The sequence below is a fragment of the Nocardia sp. NPDC060255 genome, assembly GCF_042727395.1.
Classification (GTDB): domain Bacteria; phylum Actinomycetota; class Actinomycetes; order Mycobacteriales; family Mycobacteriaceae; genus Nocardia.
Window position 1 is genome coordinate 327,368 of sequence record NZ_JBHXAU010000005.1, and the last position, 15,741, is coordinate 343,108.

The 15,741-nt window shown below is 67.4% G+C and carries 17 protein-coding genes; 8 read left to right on the forward strand and 9 right to left on the reverse strand.

From position 1 onward, the window contains the following. Nucleotides 1-2: 2 nt before the first annotated feature. From ACFWF1_RS13330 to ACFWF1_RS13340, 3 genes are all read right to left on the reverse strand, one after another. The gene (locus ACFWF1_RS13330; protein ID WP_379284949.1) at nt 3-812 is read right to left on the reverse strand and encodes an RNA polymerase sigma factor SigF; all 810 of its coding nucleotides are present in this window, start codon (nt 810-812) and stop codon (nt 3-5) included. Between the two features lie 202 nt (nt 813-1,014). Beyond that, nucleotides 1,015-1,788, reverse strand: a complete 774-nt coding sequence (locus tag ACFWF1_RS13335) for an SDR family NAD(P)-dependent oxidoreductase (RefSeq protein ID WP_379284948.1) — start codon at nt 1,786-1,788, stop codon at nt 1,015-1,017. After that, entirely contained in the window at nt 1,785-3,251 is a 1,467-nt protein-coding gene (locus ACFWF1_RS13340) for a cytochrome P450 (RefSeq protein ID WP_379284947.1), read from the reverse strand. The genes ACFWF1_RS13335 and ACFWF1_RS13340 overlap by 4 nt, the downstream gene beginning before the upstream one ends. Before the next feature lie 154 nt (nt 3,252-3,405). Here ACFWF1_RS13340 and ACFWF1_RS13345 point away from each other — a divergent pair, with 154 nt between their 5' ends. The 3 genes from ACFWF1_RS13345 (at nt 3,406) to ACFWF1_RS13355 (ending at nt 5,089) form a co-directional block, all read left to right on the forward strand. Further along, nucleotides 3,406-4,035: a TetR/AcrR family transcriptional regulator gene (locus tag ACFWF1_RS13345; RefSeq protein ID WP_379284946.1), complete on the forward strand. Its 630-nt coding sequence runs from the start codon at nt 3,406-3,408 to the stop codon at nt 4,033-4,035. A 193-nt stretch (nt 4,036-4,228) separates the two neighbouring features. After that, nucleotides 4,229-4,549: a hypothetical protein gene (locus tag ACFWF1_RS13350; protein WP_379284945.1), complete on the forward strand. Its 321-nt coding sequence runs from the start codon at nt 4,229-4,231 to the stop codon at nt 4,547-4,549. Nucleotides 4,550-4,615: 66 nt separating this feature from the next. Further along, complete coding sequence (locus ACFWF1_RS13355) at nt 4,616-5,089, forward strand: hypothetical protein (protein WP_379284944.1); 474 nt, start codon at nt 4,616-4,618, stop codon at nt 5,087-5,089. A gap of 30 nt (nt 5,090-5,119) precedes the next feature. Here ACFWF1_RS13355 and ACFWF1_RS13360 read toward each other — a convergent pair whose 3' ends face one another. Genes ACFWF1_RS13360 through ACFWF1_RS13380 form a run of 5 tightly spaced genes read right to left on the reverse strand, consistent with a single transcriptional unit; the run spans nt 5,120 to nt 11,292 of the window. Beyond that, on the reverse strand, nt 5,120-6,715 hold the full coding sequence (locus ACFWF1_RS13360) for a carboxylesterase/lipase family protein (RefSeq protein ID WP_379284943.1): 1,596 nt from the start codon (nt 6,713-6,715) through the stop codon (nt 5,120-5,122). Nucleotides 6,716-6,747: 32 nt separating this feature from the next. Next, complete coding sequence (locus ACFWF1_RS13365) at nt 6,748-7,614, reverse strand: FadR/GntR family transcriptional regulator (protein ID WP_379284942.1); 867 nt, start codon at nt 7,612-7,614, stop codon at nt 6,748-6,750. Nucleotides 7,615-7,625: 11 nt separating this feature from the next. Then, nucleotides 7,626-9,203, reverse strand: coding sequence for a flavin-containing monooxygenase (locus tag ACFWF1_RS13370; RefSeq protein ID WP_379284941.1), 1,578 nt, complete (start codon nt 9,201-9,203; stop codon nt 7,626-7,628). Nucleotides 9,204-9,258: 55 nt separating this feature from the next. After that, entirely contained in the window at nt 9,259-10,194 is a 936-nt protein-coding gene (locus ACFWF1_RS13375) for an SDR family NAD(P)-dependent oxidoreductase (RefSeq protein WP_379284940.1), read from the reverse strand. A 24-nt stretch (nt 10,195-10,218) separates the two neighbouring features. Beyond that, nucleotides 10,219-11,292 (reverse strand): alpha/beta hydrolase, encoded by a 1,074-nt coding sequence (locus ACFWF1_RS13380; RefSeq protein ID WP_379284939.1) that lies wholly within the window; start codon nt 11,290-11,292, stop codon nt 10,219-10,221. Nucleotides 11,293-11,401: 109 nt separating this feature from the next. Here ACFWF1_RS13380 and ACFWF1_RS13385 point away from each other — a divergent pair, with 109 nt between their 5' ends. From ACFWF1_RS13385 to ACFWF1_RS13405, 5 genes are all read left to right on the forward strand, one after another. Next, nucleotides 11,402-12,313: an SDR family NAD(P)-dependent oxidoreductase gene (locus ACFWF1_RS13385; protein WP_379284938.1), complete on the forward strand. Its 912-nt coding sequence runs from the start codon at nt 11,402-11,404 to the stop codon at nt 12,311-12,313. Nucleotides 12,314-12,380: 67 nt separating this feature from the next. Then, on the forward strand, nt 12,381-12,617 hold the full coding sequence (locus tag ACFWF1_RS13390; protein WP_379284937.1) for a hypothetical protein: 237 nt from the start codon (nt 12,381-12,383) through the stop codon (nt 12,615-12,617). A gap of 241 nt (nt 12,618-12,858) precedes the next feature. Further along, nucleotides 12,859-13,503, forward strand: coding sequence for a TetR/AcrR family transcriptional regulator (locus ACFWF1_RS13395; protein WP_379284936.1), 645 nt, complete (start codon nt 12,859-12,861; stop codon nt 13,501-13,503). Between the two features lie 103 nt (nt 13,504-13,606). Further along, nucleotides 13,607-13,966 carry an STAS domain-containing protein gene (locus ACFWF1_RS13400; RefSeq protein ID WP_379284935.1) on the forward strand — a complete coding sequence of 120 codons (360 nt, stop codon included), beginning with the start codon at nt 13,607-13,609 and terminating at the stop codon, nt 13,964-13,966. Further along, complete coding sequence (locus ACFWF1_RS13405) at nt 13,963-14,913, forward strand: anti-sigma factor RsbA family regulatory protein (RefSeq protein WP_379284934.1); 951 nt, start codon at nt 13,963-13,965, stop codon at nt 14,911-14,913. The genes ACFWF1_RS13400 and ACFWF1_RS13405 overlap by 4 nt, the downstream gene beginning before the upstream one ends. Before the next feature lie 42 nt (nt 14,914-14,955). Here ACFWF1_RS13405 and ACFWF1_RS13410 read toward each other — a convergent pair whose 3' ends face one another. Beyond that, the gene (locus ACFWF1_RS13410; RefSeq protein ID WP_379284933.1) at nt 14,956-15,738 is read right to left on the reverse strand and encodes a crotonase/enoyl-CoA hydratase family protein; all 783 of its coding nucleotides are present in this window, start codon (nt 15,736-15,738) and stop codon (nt 14,956-14,958) included. Between the last annotated feature and the right edge of the window lie 3 nt (nt 15,739-15,741).

Here is a 15,741-nt window from a genome sequence, read left to right on the forward strand (position 1 = left end):
GGTCAATCGCGTAAAGCCTTTTCGCGCAACGTGTCCAGGGTCTTGGACAGGATGCGGGAGACATGCATCTGGGAGATGCCGAGTTGCTCGGCGATCTGGATTTGCCGTTTCGCCTCGAAGAATCGCATGAACAGCACCTCCCGCTCACGCTCGGGCAGCGCGGCGATCAATGGCCGCACGGCCAGGACGTCCTCGATGGTCCGGTAGTCCGGCATCTCGTCACCGAGCGCGTCCAGCAGTGACGTGCCCGGCCCGGCACTGTCCGTCGGCGCGTCGAGCGACGAGGTCTGATAGCCGTTGTGCGCGATCATCGCCTGCGTGACGTCCACGACGTCGACCCCGAGTTCCGCCGCGATCTCGCCCGCCTTCGGCATCCGTCCGAGTCGCTGGAACAGCACGTCGATCGCGGGACCGATGCTCAGCTGGATGTCCTTGAGCCGCCGCGGCACCCGCACCGACCAGGTGTAGTCGCGGAAATGGCGGCGTACCTCGCCCATGATGGTCGGCACCGCGAAGGCGACGAAGGACGCGCCGTAGTCGGGGTCGTATCGGTCGACCGCGGCCACCATGCCCACCCTGGCGGTCTGCAACAGGTCGTCGAAGTTCTCGCCGCGGCCCGCGTACTTGCGGGCGATGTGCTCGGCCAGCGGCAGACATCGAGTAATCAGGTCGGCCCGCAGAGTTATCCGGTGCGGGTCGTTCGGTTCCAGCGTGGCGAGCCGGGCGAACAGCGGCTCCAGCTGGGCGTAGTCATCCGAACTGCGATAGGTGCGAGGCGCTCGCGCGCGGGTCAGTGTCGACGTTTCGGTCACGGTGCTACCTCGGATCCAGCTGAGGTCGACGATGGCCAGCTCCGGCGGACAACGGTGCCGATCGGGTGTGGCCGTGGTGGCCGGAACCAACGCTCGAATCGGCCGTTCATTGAGTACACGCCGTCCGGAGCGTTGTGTCAACAGCGTAGGTCTACACCCTATATCTACATGGTTCGCGGCGAGATCGCTGGCCGAGCTCGACTCACGCGCGCGCGACCAAATCCACGATCGGACCGGGCAGCACTCGCATCACCTGGTAGGCGAGTCGCACCTCGAACCCCGAGGACACCAGCCCGCGATTGTGCGCGACCGCGGCGACCACCGACTTGGCGACGACGTCGGGGTCGTGGCTGTATCCGAAGGCCTTGGCGATCCAGTCCTGTTCGGCAATCGCGCTGCCGCGCAACCGGCTTCGGGTATGAATGCAGGTATTGATCACGCCGGGACAGATCACGCTCACCCCGACTCCGCGTGCCGCCCAGTCGGCCCGCAGGCACCGCGACAGCATGATCACCGCGGCTTTCGAGGCACAGTAGGTCGCCATTCGCCGGTTCGGCAGGTAGCCCGCGCCGGAGGCGATATTGACCACGTGTCCGTGCCTGCGCGCCACCATCCCCGCGCCGAAAAGGTGGCAGCAGTTGACGACACCGTCGAGATTGATCGAGCGCAGCCAGGCCCAGTCGTCCAGGGTGGTCTCCAGGAATGGACCGCCGACGCCGACGCCTGCGTTGTTGACCAAGATGTCGACCGGACCGATCTGGTAGGCCAGGTCGGCCACCGCCGCGGCATCGGCGACATCACAGCCGAAAGCCGAGCCGTGGCAGGCTGCCGCGGTCGCCTTCGCGGCGGCCTCATCGATGTCGACGGCGACGACGCAGGCACCTAGGGCGGCATATCTGCGCGCGGTAGCCGCGCCGATCCCCCGGCCCGCGCCGGTGATCACGACGACCGCTCCGCGCGGGTCGACGCGCGTCATGACTGCGCCGCGGCAACGGTTTGTTCGGCGACCGGGCGTATTACCCTGCGCCGAGCGATCATTCGCAGTCCATCGCGCGGCCGCAGCGTCAGCGTCGCCTCCGGCGCGACGGGATGACCTGGCACCAGGTCGAAGACGAACTTCTGGCTCAGCATCGCCGTGATCAACACCGACTCCATCACCGCGAAACTCGAACCGATGCAGATCCGTTTGCCGCCGCCGAACGGCAGATACGCCGAGCGCGCGCGGTCCCGGCCCGCGCCGGGCAGGAAGCGCGCGGGATCGAATTCCTCAGGGTTGGGCCACCATCGCGCGTCGTGGTGGATGTGGTGCGTCGGGATGATCACGGTGGTGCCCTTGCGAATGTGGTGACCGTCGACCACATCGTCTTCGATCGCCACCCGCGGAATCGCCCACGCCGGTGAGAAATAGCGCATCGACTCCTGGAAACACGCTGCGGTCCAAGGCAATCGGGGCAGATCCGCCGCCGTCGGGCGGCGCCCCTGCAGCACGGTGTCGACCTCCGCCAGCAATCGGGTTCGCGCATCAGGGTTCAGCGCGAGCAGGTACCACATCCAGGACAGGGCGTTCGCCGTGGTTTCGTGTCCGGCCAGCATGAAGGTGAGCGCCTCGTTGCGGACGCGCCGCACCGGCAGCCCGCCCGCTTCGTCGGACGCGTTCAGCAGATGGTTGAGCAGATCCGGGCTGTCGGTCGGGTGCGCGCGCCGCTCGTTGACGACATCCCACACCTCCTTGTCGAGGGTCTGCGCGACGCGTTGAATGCGGCGAAACGGCGGCGGCAGCGGGATCGGTGTCAACGCCACCGCGGCGGCCGCGCGCCAGACCTGCTTCGGCGGGGCGGCCACGATGAACAGCCGTTCCAGCCGCTCGGCGAACCGCAGCCCGTCGGTGACCAGGTGCGACATGCCCACCGCGATGCGCCCGAACTGCTGGCCGAACAGGGCGTTGCCGACGACATTCAGGGTGAGTTCCACCATCTCGCCGACCATGTCGACCTCGACCCGCCCGTGCCGCGCGTCGATGCCGGCGACGCTGGCCTCGATCGGCTCGATCATCAGATCGATCAGCCCGTGCAGGTGCCGCTTGGCGAACATCGGCGTGATCATCGCCCGATGGCGTTGCCAGGATTCGTCCTCATCGGTGAACAGGCTGACCCCGAGCAGCGCGCGCAGCAGCTCGTACTCGAACGACTTGTGATACTTCAGCCGACCGGCGTGCAGTACGTGATCCACGTAGTCGGGATTGGTGAAGGCGACGAAACGTCTTGTGCCGGCCCGGAATCGAAGGATGTCGTGCCCCTTCGTCCGGCCGATCATCCCGCCCTCGTAGTCCAGGCCGATGGTCAAGGCCTCGATGGTGGCGACCAGTGTGCTGGTGTGCCCGGTGGGTTTCGGTCGCGGATCGGCGGGCGCGGCGTCGTGGTCGTACGTGGTGGCAGCCATCGAGTCTCCTGTTCGAGCAGACGGCGGATCCGCGATGACCCGCGTCTCCGAGTCGAGCGAACCGAGGCCCCACACCAGTTTGGTGTCGCATGACACCATTGTCCGCGCGTGCCACCAGTTTGTGGTCGGCCGCCCCGCTTGTCAAGATGGAAACGTGGCACGAGCAGGAACTTGGGGCGGGCGCACCGCCGAGCAACGCCGCGCCGAGCGGCGCGAGCGCATGGTCGGCGCGGCCATCGAGCTCTGGCGCGAGCAGGGCTGGACCGCGGTGACCATGCGGGCTGTCTGCGCGGGCGCCTCGCTCAACGACCGCTACTTCTACGAGGAGTTCGCCGACCGCGACGGCCTGCTGGTCGCGGCCTGGGAGCAGGTGCGCGACGACATGCTGTCCCGGCTCACCGTCGCCTTCGCCGAGAACATCGATCGGACGCCGCAGGAGATCGCGCGGATCGCGGCCGAGGTGGTGGTCACTCGGATGACCGAAGACCCGGACTACGCGCGCATCCTGCTGATGCACCACGGCGGCAGCACCGCGCTCGAGCAGTGCCGGAGCACGGCGCTACAGCTGACCGCTGGACTGGTTGTCGCTGCGGCACAACCGTTTCTGAAGCCCGATGTCGACCGGATGGGGCTGCGGATGGACGCCATCGTCGGCGTCGGCGGCTTCGTCGAACTGATCAGCGCGTGGCAGGCGGGCACCATCGACTGCGATGGTCAGGAGATCATCGACCAAACCGTGCGAATAGCAACCACTTTCGGCGCACGGTATCTCTCTGCGCCCTGAAATCGGCTGCGATGACCTGCGCCAGATAGTCCCTGATCGCCGTGCAGCGCAACGTGTTCCGGCTCGCGAGAATCGCCTGCTGCGCGCTGACCCGGTCGCCGCGCTCGCCAACGGTCAGCATCGCGGCGCGGCGCGGCGCAGCGCGGGCGACCGCATGACCAACGGCACGAGCGGATAGGCGAGGCGCATCTGCTTGCGCAAAGAGGACCATCGGCTCGACACCCCGGAGGCGCTGGCGCGCCTCAGTTCCGCAGGCCGACCGCTGTTCCACGTCGACATCTCCATCCAGGACGACGCCGACAGGCACCTGCCCGTAGGCGAGGTCGTTGAAATCTGCGCCCGCCAGCCCGGCCGGATGTCCGGCTACCTCGATGCCGGCAAGGACAAGGGCAGCGTCTGGGCCCCGAAAACCCTCGACTTCGTCGAAGCCCTCCCGCTCAACCCGTCCGGCAAAGTCGACAAGAAGGCACTGCGCGCACCGTACTGGGCGGGCCGGGCCCGACAAGTCAACTGACACTGCCGAATTGGATGTCCCTGATATGCCGTACAGCAGGGACATACCACTCCTACTCTTGATCTCGTGCGCCGGCTTCTCCCCCTCTTGCTGCTGTCCCTCGCCGCCTGCGGCTCCGAACCGGCCACGACGGCACCGCCCCCGACGACCACCACGGCCGCCCCGTACGTCCGCACACCGCTGGACTGCAGCAAGCTGACGGTCACCGCCCTGACCGTCGAACCCGGCATCGGCTACATCTTCGGCACCCACGCCGAATGGCTCCCCAAGGGCCAGTACATCCGCATCCGGGTAGCAATCACCAACACCGACAACACCTTCCACACCACCCGCCCTACCGACTACCAACTCGACGACGCCGCCGACCACCCCCACCAAACCAGCGTCGACGCAATGGAAATCAAACGCCAACCGAACGAGATCACCATCGGCGCAGGCAACCGCCTGGAAATGGACCTCTGGTACGACATCCCACTCGACACCGCCCCAAAACTCCTCCGCGACAACACCTGTACCACTCCCATCCCCCTCCCCGGCTGACGAGCGGGACGTCGCTGCGGCAACCGACCGTCAGGGAATGGGGATGCCGGACCAGAGTTCGCAGTGGTGGTTTCGGGCGGTGTCGGTGGTGGTGATCTTCTCCGGGTTGAGGACCAGGGACTGGTCGCCGGTGTGGCGGGGCCAGTCGGGGAGGCCGCGGGAGTTCGGGTCGCCGGTGTGGATGAAGGCGGACCAGTAGCGGATCATCTTGTCGGACAGGATCTTTTGGGCCGGTGTTGCCGGCGGGGTGGCGTGCGCCAAGTCGAACAGGTAGGGCAGTTCGAAGGCGTGTGACGCGCCGAGCGGGAACGGCGGCGGCGATGGCAAGCCGGGCAGGGGTGCCGCGTTCTGGTCGGCGAATTCGTAGGCGTAGACGGGGCCGGTGCGGACGAGGGATTTGGTCGCGTCGGCGATGGGACAGACGAAGATGTGGTCCGTCATGACCGCCGACCAGGCCAGCGCCGGTTGCGGATAGGCGTCCAGTGAATACCGGGCGGCCACGGCGTCGGCATGTGCGCCGAACGTCTGCAACAGCTGGGGGTATTCCTCGGCGGTAATCGTCCGGTTGGCCACGAAACTCGTGTACTCGTCGTGGTTCGCGCCGATCAACACCGGCACTTTCGCGGCTTTACCTTCCCGGAAAGCGGTCACCGGGTCTTCGGGCAGCAAGGGTTGGCCGAAGGCCGGGCTCGGCAGCCCGCTCCCGTCCGATCCGGTGTACTGCAACGTCGTCGCGGCAAGCTTGTCCGCGGGGATCGCGCGCAAGCACTGCGCGGTCGCGGCATCGGTGCCGGGGCAGCCGAGCGACGTCGCGTACTGCTCGCTCTTGTCGACCGCGGTCTGCCGGTCGACCTGCAGCTCGCAGGGCCCGCTCTCCAGAATCGCGCCCTGGAACAGCCGCTCCGACCGGGGCGACACCAGGTGATCACAGACCGACATCGCGCCTGCCGACTCACCGGCAATGGTCACCTTGGCCGGATCGCCGCCGAACGCGGCGATATTGTCATGCACCCATTGCAACGCCGCCTGCTGATCCAGCAGCCCGAAATTGCCCACCTGCCCGTCCTCGTGCGCCACCGCCGAGTGCCCGAGAAATCCCAGCGCACCCAGCCGGTAGTTGATCGTGACCACCACCAGGTCGCCGGTGTGCACCAGCCGCGACGGGTCGTACTCGGCACCGCTGCCGGAGACAAAGGCGCCGCCGTGGATCCACACCAGCACCGGCCGCCGCTGCGCGGCCGCACCGCTCGGCGTCGACACGTTCAGGAACAAGCAGTCCTCACTGCCACCGAGCTCGCCGGTCAGTTGGGGCTGAATACACTGCGACCCCGGTGTGGTCGCATCCCGCTCCTGGGTCCAGTGGGCTGGTGCCACCGGCGGTTTCCACCGCAACTCCCCGGTCGGCGGCGCCGCATAGGGAATCCCCGAAAACGATCGGGTGTCCCCCGCGAGCTTCCCGCGCACCGGACCGGACTGCGTCCCGACCACCACCGAGTCGGTCGCCGGTCGATCCTTCTCGTCGCCGCACGCGGTGACACCGCTGAACACCGCCGCCATCGCGGCGACGACCACCGCGACCCGCAATCCGCGTCTTCCCGCACACCACCGGAGCTTGTCAGCGTTCATCGCGGAGCCTCTCTGTCGCGGGCGGTCAGCGCTCAGTCGGCGGGATCGGTCGCCGGTTTCGCACCGATGAGCTCACCGAAAGTCTGCACGACCTGATCATGGTATTCCCGAACCAGTGTCTCGATCATGCCGATCGCGGGAAGGTCGATGTCGACCTCAGACTCCCAGATCTCCAGGAGATTGCGGCAGAGCACGACGTGTCCCGCAGGCGCTACCGGATCGTAAAAGGCCTGTCCCGCTTCGGGAATGGAGATCAGCATCTCGCCGACCGTGTTGAACAGGCTCAGGAATCCGGGCTTTCCGAGGGCGGCGAACATGCAGCGCAGCATGTGCAACTCGGCGGCCATGATCTCGGTCAGCTCGGATGTGTCCTCGCCGACCAGCAATTCGAGCCGGTCGAGCGCGTGCACGGCCCGCGACATGTCGTAGCGACGCGGCTCCGCGGCGACCGCGCGGATGGCCTGCATGACCAGCATGTGGTCGACGTCGATGATGTCGGCGAAGATCGTGGCGGCACGGTCGGGCACCCGATGGGCGAACCGGAACATGAAACGCCAGGTGTCGATGCCGCCGTAGAGCTGGATGTCGCGCACGAGATAGCCGAGACCGCGGCGCGCCTCGACGAAACCGAGCGCGGCCAGCCTGCCGAGGGCGCTGTTCGCGGTCGGCGTGCTGACGCCGAATTCGGCGGCCACCTGGCGCACCGACGGCAGCAGTTCACCGGGCTGGTAGCTGCCTGCCGCGATGCGATAGGCCAGCTGCTCGGTGATGTCGTCCACGACCGTTGGTGTTGCCACGCCGGGATTCTTCCAGCCTTCCGGTCGAGGCTGCGCCACCCGGGCCGCCGCGGACGAGCGAGCGGGCGGTGTCGCGCGACCCGCCCAGCTCGTCGTGGTCACCGGCGGAATCCCTATGCTCCCGACGCGAGTTCCCCGGCGACCACCTGCGACTGCTCGAAGCGGTAGTCGTCGAGCGGGAACTTGCGATTGCCGCGGCTGGCCTCGAAGAAGCCGGACGGACGCAGATAGGTGCTGTCCCCCTGCGAGTTTCGGTAGTAGGTCGGCACGTGCCCGTTGAGTTCGTTGAAGTAGAACCGGACCGCCTCGGCACGCTGCAACGTCTTGCGGTGGTAGGCGTCGTGCGCGTCCTGGCGCACCTCCACCGTGGTCGCGCCGCGGCGAATACCTTCCTTGATGGCGCGCACGGCGTGGTCGGCGGTCATTTCGACGAAGGCATGCCAGCCGCTGCCCGTCCACGAGTACGGCCCGACCAGCGTCCACCGGTTCGGCAGGCTCGGCACCGCAACGCTCTGGTACGCCTGCATGCCGTTCTCGGTGTAGAACTTGCCGAGATCGAATCCGTTGCGCCCCACGATGGTTCCCGGCCGATAGGTTTCCGGATCGGAGAACACCTCGTAACCCGTGGCGAGCACGATCATGTCGAACTTGTGCTCGACACCGTCGCGGGTCTTGATGCCGCGCGGGGTGATCTTCTCGATCGGGTCGGTGGTCAGCGTGACGTTGTCGCGGTTGAACGCCTTGAGGTAACCGTTGGACATGGTCGGGCGCTTGGCGACGACACCGAAGTTCGGCGCGAGCTGCGCCCGGGTGGCCGGGTCGTCGATGATCATCTTCAGGTATCGGCGATAGGCGGCGATGGTCCACCGGTCGAAGGCGGTGACGGTCGGGCGCACCACCCGCATCGGTGCCGCGACGGCGGCCCGCAGCACGAGGTCGGCCACGACGAGAACACCGCCGTGCACGGCCGCCTGTAGCCCTGGCACGCCCAGAACGCGCTGGCCGACGTTACGGATGGCGAAGTCCGGCTTGGGCAGCGACCACACCGGAGTGCGTTGGAAGACACCGAGTTCGGCGACCTCCGGCGCGATGGACGGAATGATCTGCACGGCACTGGCGCCCGTACCGATGATGCCGACCTTCTTACCGGCGTGGTCGTAGTCGTGGTCCCAGTTGGACGGGCGCTGGATCTTGCCCTTGAACGACTTCCAGCCCGCGATGCCCGGATCTTCCTTGGGCCGAACGAAAGCGCCGACCGCGCTGATCAAAAATCGCGCGGTAATGGTCTTTCCGTCGTCGGTGTGCAGCTTCCAGTAGCTGTTGGTGTCGTCCCACTCTTCGCGCAGCACGTTCGTGTTGAAACGCAAATGTGGATAGAGCCCGAACTTTCGAGCCACGTCCATGTGGTACTGCTTGACCTCGGCGCCGTACGGGAATACCCGGCTCCACTTGGAGTTGCGGGCAAACGAGTACTGGTAGGCAATAGCCGGAATATCCACGCCGAGACCGGGATAGGTGTTTTCCTGCCAGCTGCCGCCGACCTCGTCGGCCCGCTCGATGAGGACGAAGTCGCCGACCCCGGCCTGCTTCAGTTTCACGCCGGCCGCGAGTCCGCCCGGCCCGGCGCCGATTACCGCGACCTGATGATCGGGCGTGCTTGTCTCATTGGACAGAGGAGTCGAAAAGCTCACGGTCGTTGTCTTTCTCGTGACGGGTTGCTGGAAGCGATCGCGCCCGGGATATTCATCATCCACGGTCCGCCGGGTGGTCGACACCGTGGTCGGCCCGGAACGGCACCCGATCGGCGAGGCGGTCGAGCCGGTCGAGCAGGCCGTTGTCCGCGACGGCGGCATGGATGTCGGGTTTGGCCGCCGCGGTCATCAACGCACGCACCGGTCCGGGGAACCAGCGGGCGAGCGGGTAGGAGATCCGGGCCTCCAGGCGGATGGGCTCGACGGCGACGTTGCGCCGGATGGCCCGCACGATGATGCGGCCCGCCTTGTCCGGGTGCATGCCGAGCAGCGCTTGTCCTTTGAGCATCGTCTTGCGGGTGGTCGAGGATCGCTCCTCGTCCAGCACGGACGACATGCGGGCCGTCGCCGAGAGGTTGGTGGCGATCAGGCCGGGACAGACTGCGGTCACGCCGATCTGGTGCGCCGCCAACTCGGCCCGCAGGCATTCGCTGAAATGCTTCACCGCGTACTTGCTGATGCTGTACGGCGCGGTGTACGGGGCGGCGGCGAACGCCGCCATGGACGCCACGTTCACCAGGTGGCCGCCGCGGCCGCGTTCGACCATCTGCGCGCCGAAGATGCGGCAGCCGTGGATCATTGCCATCAGATTGATGTCGATGATGCGCCGCAGGTCCGCCATCGGGACGTCCAGGAACGGCCCGCCGACGAGGATGCCCGCGTTGTTGACCACCACGTCGGGCACCCCGTACGTGCTGCGGATCTCCTTGCCGAAGTCCTCGAGTGCGGCGGTGTCGGCCACATCGAGCCGATACGCCACGGCGAGACCGCCGAGCCGGCGGATTTCCGCGACGGCGTCCTGCGCGGAGTCCAGATCGATATCGGCGACAACGACTTCCGCGCCGACGCCGGCCAGCGCCTTGGCGGTGCCGCGGCCGATACCGCTGCCCGCGCCGGTGACCACCGCGATGCTCGGATAGAAGGGTTTCATGTTCGTCCTCGATTCGACGGGGTGTTATGCGACGCGGGTGCGGCGGGTGAACCGGCGCTTGGCCGACGCCCGCTGCACCGCACCGTTGAGGGTGCGCTGGTTGAACGCGCCGATCTCGCCGATCGCCTGCCTGGCGTCCGGCAGCAGGTCGGCGGCGGCGTGGAAGACGTGAATGCCCTTGTCCCAGACCTGCATCGTGCAGGGCACCCCGGCTTCGGCGCAGCGTTCGGTGAGCGCCTCGGCGTCCGCGCGCAGCACCTCGGTGGCGCCCACCTGGATCAATACCGGTGGCAGGCCGGTGAATTGGTGGTTGACCGGCGACCACTTCGGGTCGAGCACACCGTCCACCAGCATGCCGAGCCGCACCGGGAGCGCCAGCGCGGCAGCGCTGAGCATCGGATCGCGCCGGTCGTTGGGGTGCGCGCTGCGGCGGGTCGAGTCGTAGTCGGCCCACGGCGCGATCGCCACGATCGCGCCCGGCATGGGCAGCCCGCGCTCGCGCGCGGCCAGCACAAGCCCGAAAGTCAGTCCGCCACCGGCGGAATCACCGGCGACGACGATGCGCTCGGCCGGAAAGCCTTGCGACAGCAGCCATTCGTAGGATTCGACGCAGTCCTCGATGGTCTCGGCCAGGTGCGCCTTCGGCAGTTGCCGATAGTCGACGTTGAACACCGGCATGCCGCTGTCCCTGCCGATCCGCGCGACCAGCCGGCGATGCGAGTTCAGGCCGCACGCCACCAGGCCGCCGCCGTGGAAGTAGAGGATGGCGCTGTCCTTCACCCGCGTCGGGTCCGGGATGTCGCGATGCCACACCCACTCCGCCCGGAACCGGTCGAAAAGCATTGACCGCCGGACTGTTCCGCGCGGCGGCAGCAGCAGCGCGGCCAGCGGATCGAGCAGGTTGCTGAGGTGGAAATTACGCACGTCGCGGTAGGGAATCCCGCGGCCGACGAGAGCCACGATCACATTCATCCCCAGCCGCAGCGTCGCATAGGACAGCGGGTGCGCGATGCGCAGCACGAGGCTCGCGCGGCGTGGCAGTTCGATCGTCACAGACGAGGCGGGAGGCCGGGCCAGGGCCCGTGGCGCGGTCGGCATGTGCGTCTCCTTCTTCCCGGCAGCATTGCCGTTGTCCCCACTGTGTAACACAGTGTAGGTTGTCTGGGACAGTAGCACGAGGGCGTGCCGTCAGGAACCGAGGTAAGAGATGACCAAGTTCGATGACAAGCTGGTGATCGTGACCGGCGCGGGCAGCGGCATCGGCCGGGCCACCGCCATCAGATTCGCGAAATACGGTGCCCGCGTGGTGGCCAGCGATCTGAACAAAGACACCGCACAGGACACGGTCGCCACGATCGAGGCGGCAGGCGGGCGCGCGCTCCCCTACGCGGTCGACGTCTCAGACGATGCGGCTATGACCGCCTTCGCCGCCACGGTCTACGACGCACACGGTGCGCCGGATGTCCTGATCAACAACGCGGGCTACACCACGGCCGGACCGTTTCTCGGGCACAGCGTCGCGGACTGGGACCGGATCATGGGCGTGAACTTCTGGGGAGTCGTGCACGGCAGCAAGCTGTTCGGGCGTCAGATGATCGATGCGGGGCGCGGCGGGCGCATCCTGAACGTGACCTCACCCGCGGCGGTGCTGCCGATCCCACTCAGCACCGCCTACTGCACCAGCAAGGCCGCCGCACAGATGCTCACCGAGTGCTTGCGGCTCGAGTTCGCCGGTACCGGCGTCGGCGTCACGGCAGTACTGCCCGCGTTCATCAACACCGGGTTCTATCCCAACGCACAGATCGTCGGCCTGGACGAGCAGCAGGGCATTCGCGGCAGAAACATCTCGGTGCTCGCCGCAGGCCTGGTGGCCCGCAGCCCGGAAACGGTGGCGCACAATATTGTTCGGATCGCCGAGCGCAATCCCGCGGTCGCGCCGACCCCCTTCGAGGCGCGACTGGCGTGCACGGCGGGCCGGGTTTCGCCCGGCGGCGCGCGCCTGGCCGCCCGATTCATGGACATCGAGGGACTGCTCGGCACCGCCGAACGTTTCGTACCCGATGCGATTCTGCGACGGCTCGATGCGGCGGCCGCCCGAGCGGTAGCCGCGCGCGACTGAACTCGGCTGCTCCATAAACGCCGATCTGCCGCGGGAGACGGCTCCTGACCCTCAGGAGCCGCTGCCGGTGGACGGGCGCGAGCGCCGCCACTCGCCACAAGGCATGGTCGACGTCGGGGCGGTCCGCGCCGTTTCGGGCGCAGCCCTGAGCCGTGTAGCCGTGCCGGTCGTAGCCGAACCTGCCGAAGCCGTCCGCCCCATCGACTCCATCGACCTCTTGTTCACCGCGAACGCGCACACCGCGTTCGGATTCGACATAAACCCTTCCCACCGGAAGCTTTTCCTGTCGCGGCAAGGCATCTAATGCATTGGGTTGCAGTGGTTTTCAGCCAGCAACCGCTATATATCCAATTTATCCGAAACGAATCCGTTTCCGCCTCAGGGGAATCCCCCATTTCACCATCCATCGTGGGACGTACCCTTCCGATGGATCACACGGCCGGGCAACCCGTCGGCCACGTTCCATGACTCGACTCGCACGCCGCTTCGCCCCCCACACGGCTATTACGTCCGATCGGTCGGACTTATTGCGATAGGATGTCGACATGACGAACAGGCACCCCGCCGACGGGCGCCGAGCACGCGGCGAACGATCCAGAACCGCCGTGCTGGACGCGGTGGTCTCGATGGCCTCGGTCGCCGGACTCGGCGCGCTGAGCATGGGACAGGTCGCCGCCGAGGCAGGCGTGAGCAAGTCCGGCCTGTTCTCGCTGTGGCGCGACAAGGAAGAGCTGCAACTCGCGGCCATCGAGCGGGCGCGAGCACAGTGGGCGGAAATGGTCGTCGCGCCCGCACTCAAAGCCCCGGCGGGCGTGGGCCAACTCTGGGCGTTGCACCAATCGCGCCTCTCGTTCTACACCGACCTGGTGCTGCCCGGCGGCTGCTTCTTCGTGGCCATCCAGCACGAATTCGACGACCAGCCCGGGCCGGTACACGATCTGCTCGTTACCCTGGCCCACGAGTGGGATGCGTTCGTGCACTCCATCATTCGCACCGCACTCGACACCGGAGAGCTGCGTCCGGACACCGACCCCGGCGTCCTCGCCTTCGAGCTCGACGCACTCGGCTTCGCCGCGGTCACCCGCGCCAGGCTGCTGGATCGCGACGCCGCGTTCGCCCAGGCCCGCGCCGCCATGCTCGGCCGACTGCGGGCGTACTGCACCGATCCGTCGATCCTGCCCAAGTCATAAACTTGCGGACATCCGGATAGCCGCCTGATCGATCCGGCTTGGCGAGAGCGTATGTTGCGTAGGTAATTTCCCTGCCGCGAACAGGCAGAAGGGTGGTGCGAGGGTGCAGGCCGAGTCAGCGAGACCCGCCGATCGGGTTCCCGCTATTTCGCCGGATTCGACCAGGCTGCGGACGTTTTCGACCAGCAGACCGCCGGGCCTGCGCTGCGTCGGTCAGATCGATCTCTCGACGCACGACGCGTGGGAGACGGCCCTGGCCGAGCTACCCGGCACCCCCGACATCCACCTGGAATTGTCCGAGCTCACTTTCATCGACACGCACGGCACGCTGATACTGGTGGAAGCGACGAACCAGGCGGCGCAGGGACGCCGGGTCGTGCTGCACAACCCGCCCGAGACCCTGGTCCGCATCCTGGAGCTGTTCTGGCCGTCGCTCCCCACAATCGAGGTAGACCGCCCATGACCGCCGCCACCACCGCCGGACCACCCCACACCGATCCCTTCGTGCATCCGGCTCTGTTCTACCGCGACACCGATGAGTACCTGGCGGGCACCGTCGGGTTCATCCGAGAAGGCTTGGCCAACAACGAACCTGTCGCGGTGTCGGTCCCCGGACCGAACCTGGAATTGATTCGCGCCGAACTCGGGGGCGACGCCGACGCGGTAAAGCTGATGGACATGACCGTCGAAGGCCGCAACCCCGGCCGGATCATTCCCGGCGTGCTCCGCGCCTTCGCCGACACCTATCCGGCCGGACGGGTGCGGATCATCGGCGAACCCATCTGGGCGGGCCGTTCCGCGACGGAGTATCCGGCCTGCGTCCAACACGAGGCGCTGATCAACGCCGCGTTCACCGGTCGCGCGGTCACCATCCTGTGCCCCTACGACACCGAACGCCTCGACCCGACCGTGCTGGTCGACGCGCACGCCACCCACCCGACCCTGATCGACCGCAGCGGCGAACGACCGAGTAGCGCCTACGATCCCGACCGCATCGTCGCCTCGTACAACAAACCGCTGTCCCCACCGCCCGCGATCGCCCGCGTCTTCGCCTTCGATGCCACCTCGCTCACCGAAACCCGGCACCGGGCAGGCGAATACGCCCGCCAGGCGGGCATGCTCGAGGACCGCATCATCGATCTGGAACTGGTCGTCGCCGAAACCATCACCAACTCGGTGGTGCACGGCGGCGGCAGCGGCGCCCTGGCCCTCTGGATCGACGGCAGGCAACTGCGCGCCCAGGTCCGCGACGCGGGCCACATCACCAACCCCCTGGCGGGCCGGGTACCACCGAAACCCTTCCAATTCGGCGGCCGCGGCCTGCTTCTCGTCAACCACCTCACCGACCTGGTCCGCATCCACACCGGCGTACACGGCACCACCATTCAGATGGACATGCGCCTGACCTGAGCGGCCGGATTCCGCGTGGCAGCCGAAAAGCCAACCGGTGCGTCACTTTCCGGTGAAGTTCGCCTTCCGGCGCTCGACGAACGACTGGACACCCTCCGCGCCGTCGGCGGTCGCGAACAGCTTGGTGACGTCGCCGACCAGGTGTTCGGCGGCGGCGGCGTTGCCTTCGTCGCGGGCTCGGTGGGCGGAGGCGAGGATGGTGCGGACGCCCAATGGTGCTGAGTCCTCGGCGATTTCGGTGGCGAGGGTGCGTGCTGCGGCCAGCGCCGACTCGGCATCGGGCGTGACCTGCTGGATCAGGCCGATCCGGTGGGCCTCGGCGGCGTCGAATTCGGCGCCGGTGAGGATCCAGCGCATGGCGTTGCCCCAGCCCGCTTCCCGCCAAAACCGCAGTGTCGCACCGCCGAACGGGCAGATGCCGCGCCGGACCTCCAGCTGACTGAATCGGGAACCCTCGGCGGCGATCCGGATGTCGGCGGCCAGCAGCAGTTCGATGCCGAGCGTCATGCACCACCCCTGGGTCACCGCGATCACCGGCTTGGTCCAGTTGTAGTTCAGCCGCCACGGGTCGAGACCGTCCTCGGGATAGCTGATCGCGCCCGTCGCCAGCGCGGGCGCGGCGTCGACCAGGTCGAGGCCCGCGGTGAAGTGGTCGCCGTTCCCGTACAGGACACCGGCGCGCAGCTCGTCGTCGTGCTCGAGCAGGGCGTACGCGCGGGAGAGCTCGGCGAGCATGTCGAGGGTGAAGGCGTTGCGCTTCTCGGGGCGGTTGAGTCCGATGAGCAGGACATGTCCGTCGCGTTCGACGGTAACGGTGTCGGCCATGAG

Bases quoted from the DNA above. Each gene is read 5' to 3' on its own strand.
- ACFWF1_RS13335 (WP_379284948.1), bottom strand. From the start codon at position 1,788: ATGACGCGCGTCGACCCGCGCGGAGCGGTCGTCGTGATCACCGGCGCG.
- ACFWF1_RS13340 (WP_379284947.1), bottom strand. From the start codon at position 3,251: ATGGCTGCCACCACGTACGACCACGACGCCGCGCCCGCCGATCCGCGA.
- ACFWF1_RS13360 (WP_379284943.1), bottom strand. From the start codon at position 6,715: ATGAACGCTGACAAGCTCCGGTGGTGTGCGGGAAGACGCGGATTGCGG.
- ACFWF1_RS13375 (WP_379284940.1), bottom strand. From the start codon at position 10,194: ATGAAACCCTTCTATCCGAGCATCGCGGTGGTCACCGGCGCGGGCAGC.
- ACFWF1_RS13380 (WP_379284939.1), bottom strand. From the start codon at position 11,292: ATGCCGACCGCGCCACGGGCCCTGGCCCGGCCTCCCGCCTCGTCTGTG.
- ACFWF1_RS13385 (WP_379284938.1), top strand. From the start codon at position 11,402: ATGACCAAGTTCGATGACAAGCTGGTGATCGTGACCGGCGCGGGCAGC.
- ACFWF1_RS13395 (WP_379284936.1), top strand. From the start codon at position 12,859: ATGACGAACAGGCACCCCGCCGACGGGCGCCGAGCACGCGGCGAACGA.
- ACFWF1_RS13405 (WP_379284934.1), top strand. From the start codon at position 13,963: ATGACCGCCGCCACCACCGCCGGACCACCCCACACCGATCCCTTCGTG.
- ACFWF1_RS13410 (WP_379284933.1), bottom strand. From the start codon at position 15,738: ATGGCCGACACCGTTACCGTCGAACGCGACGGACATGTCCTGCTCATC.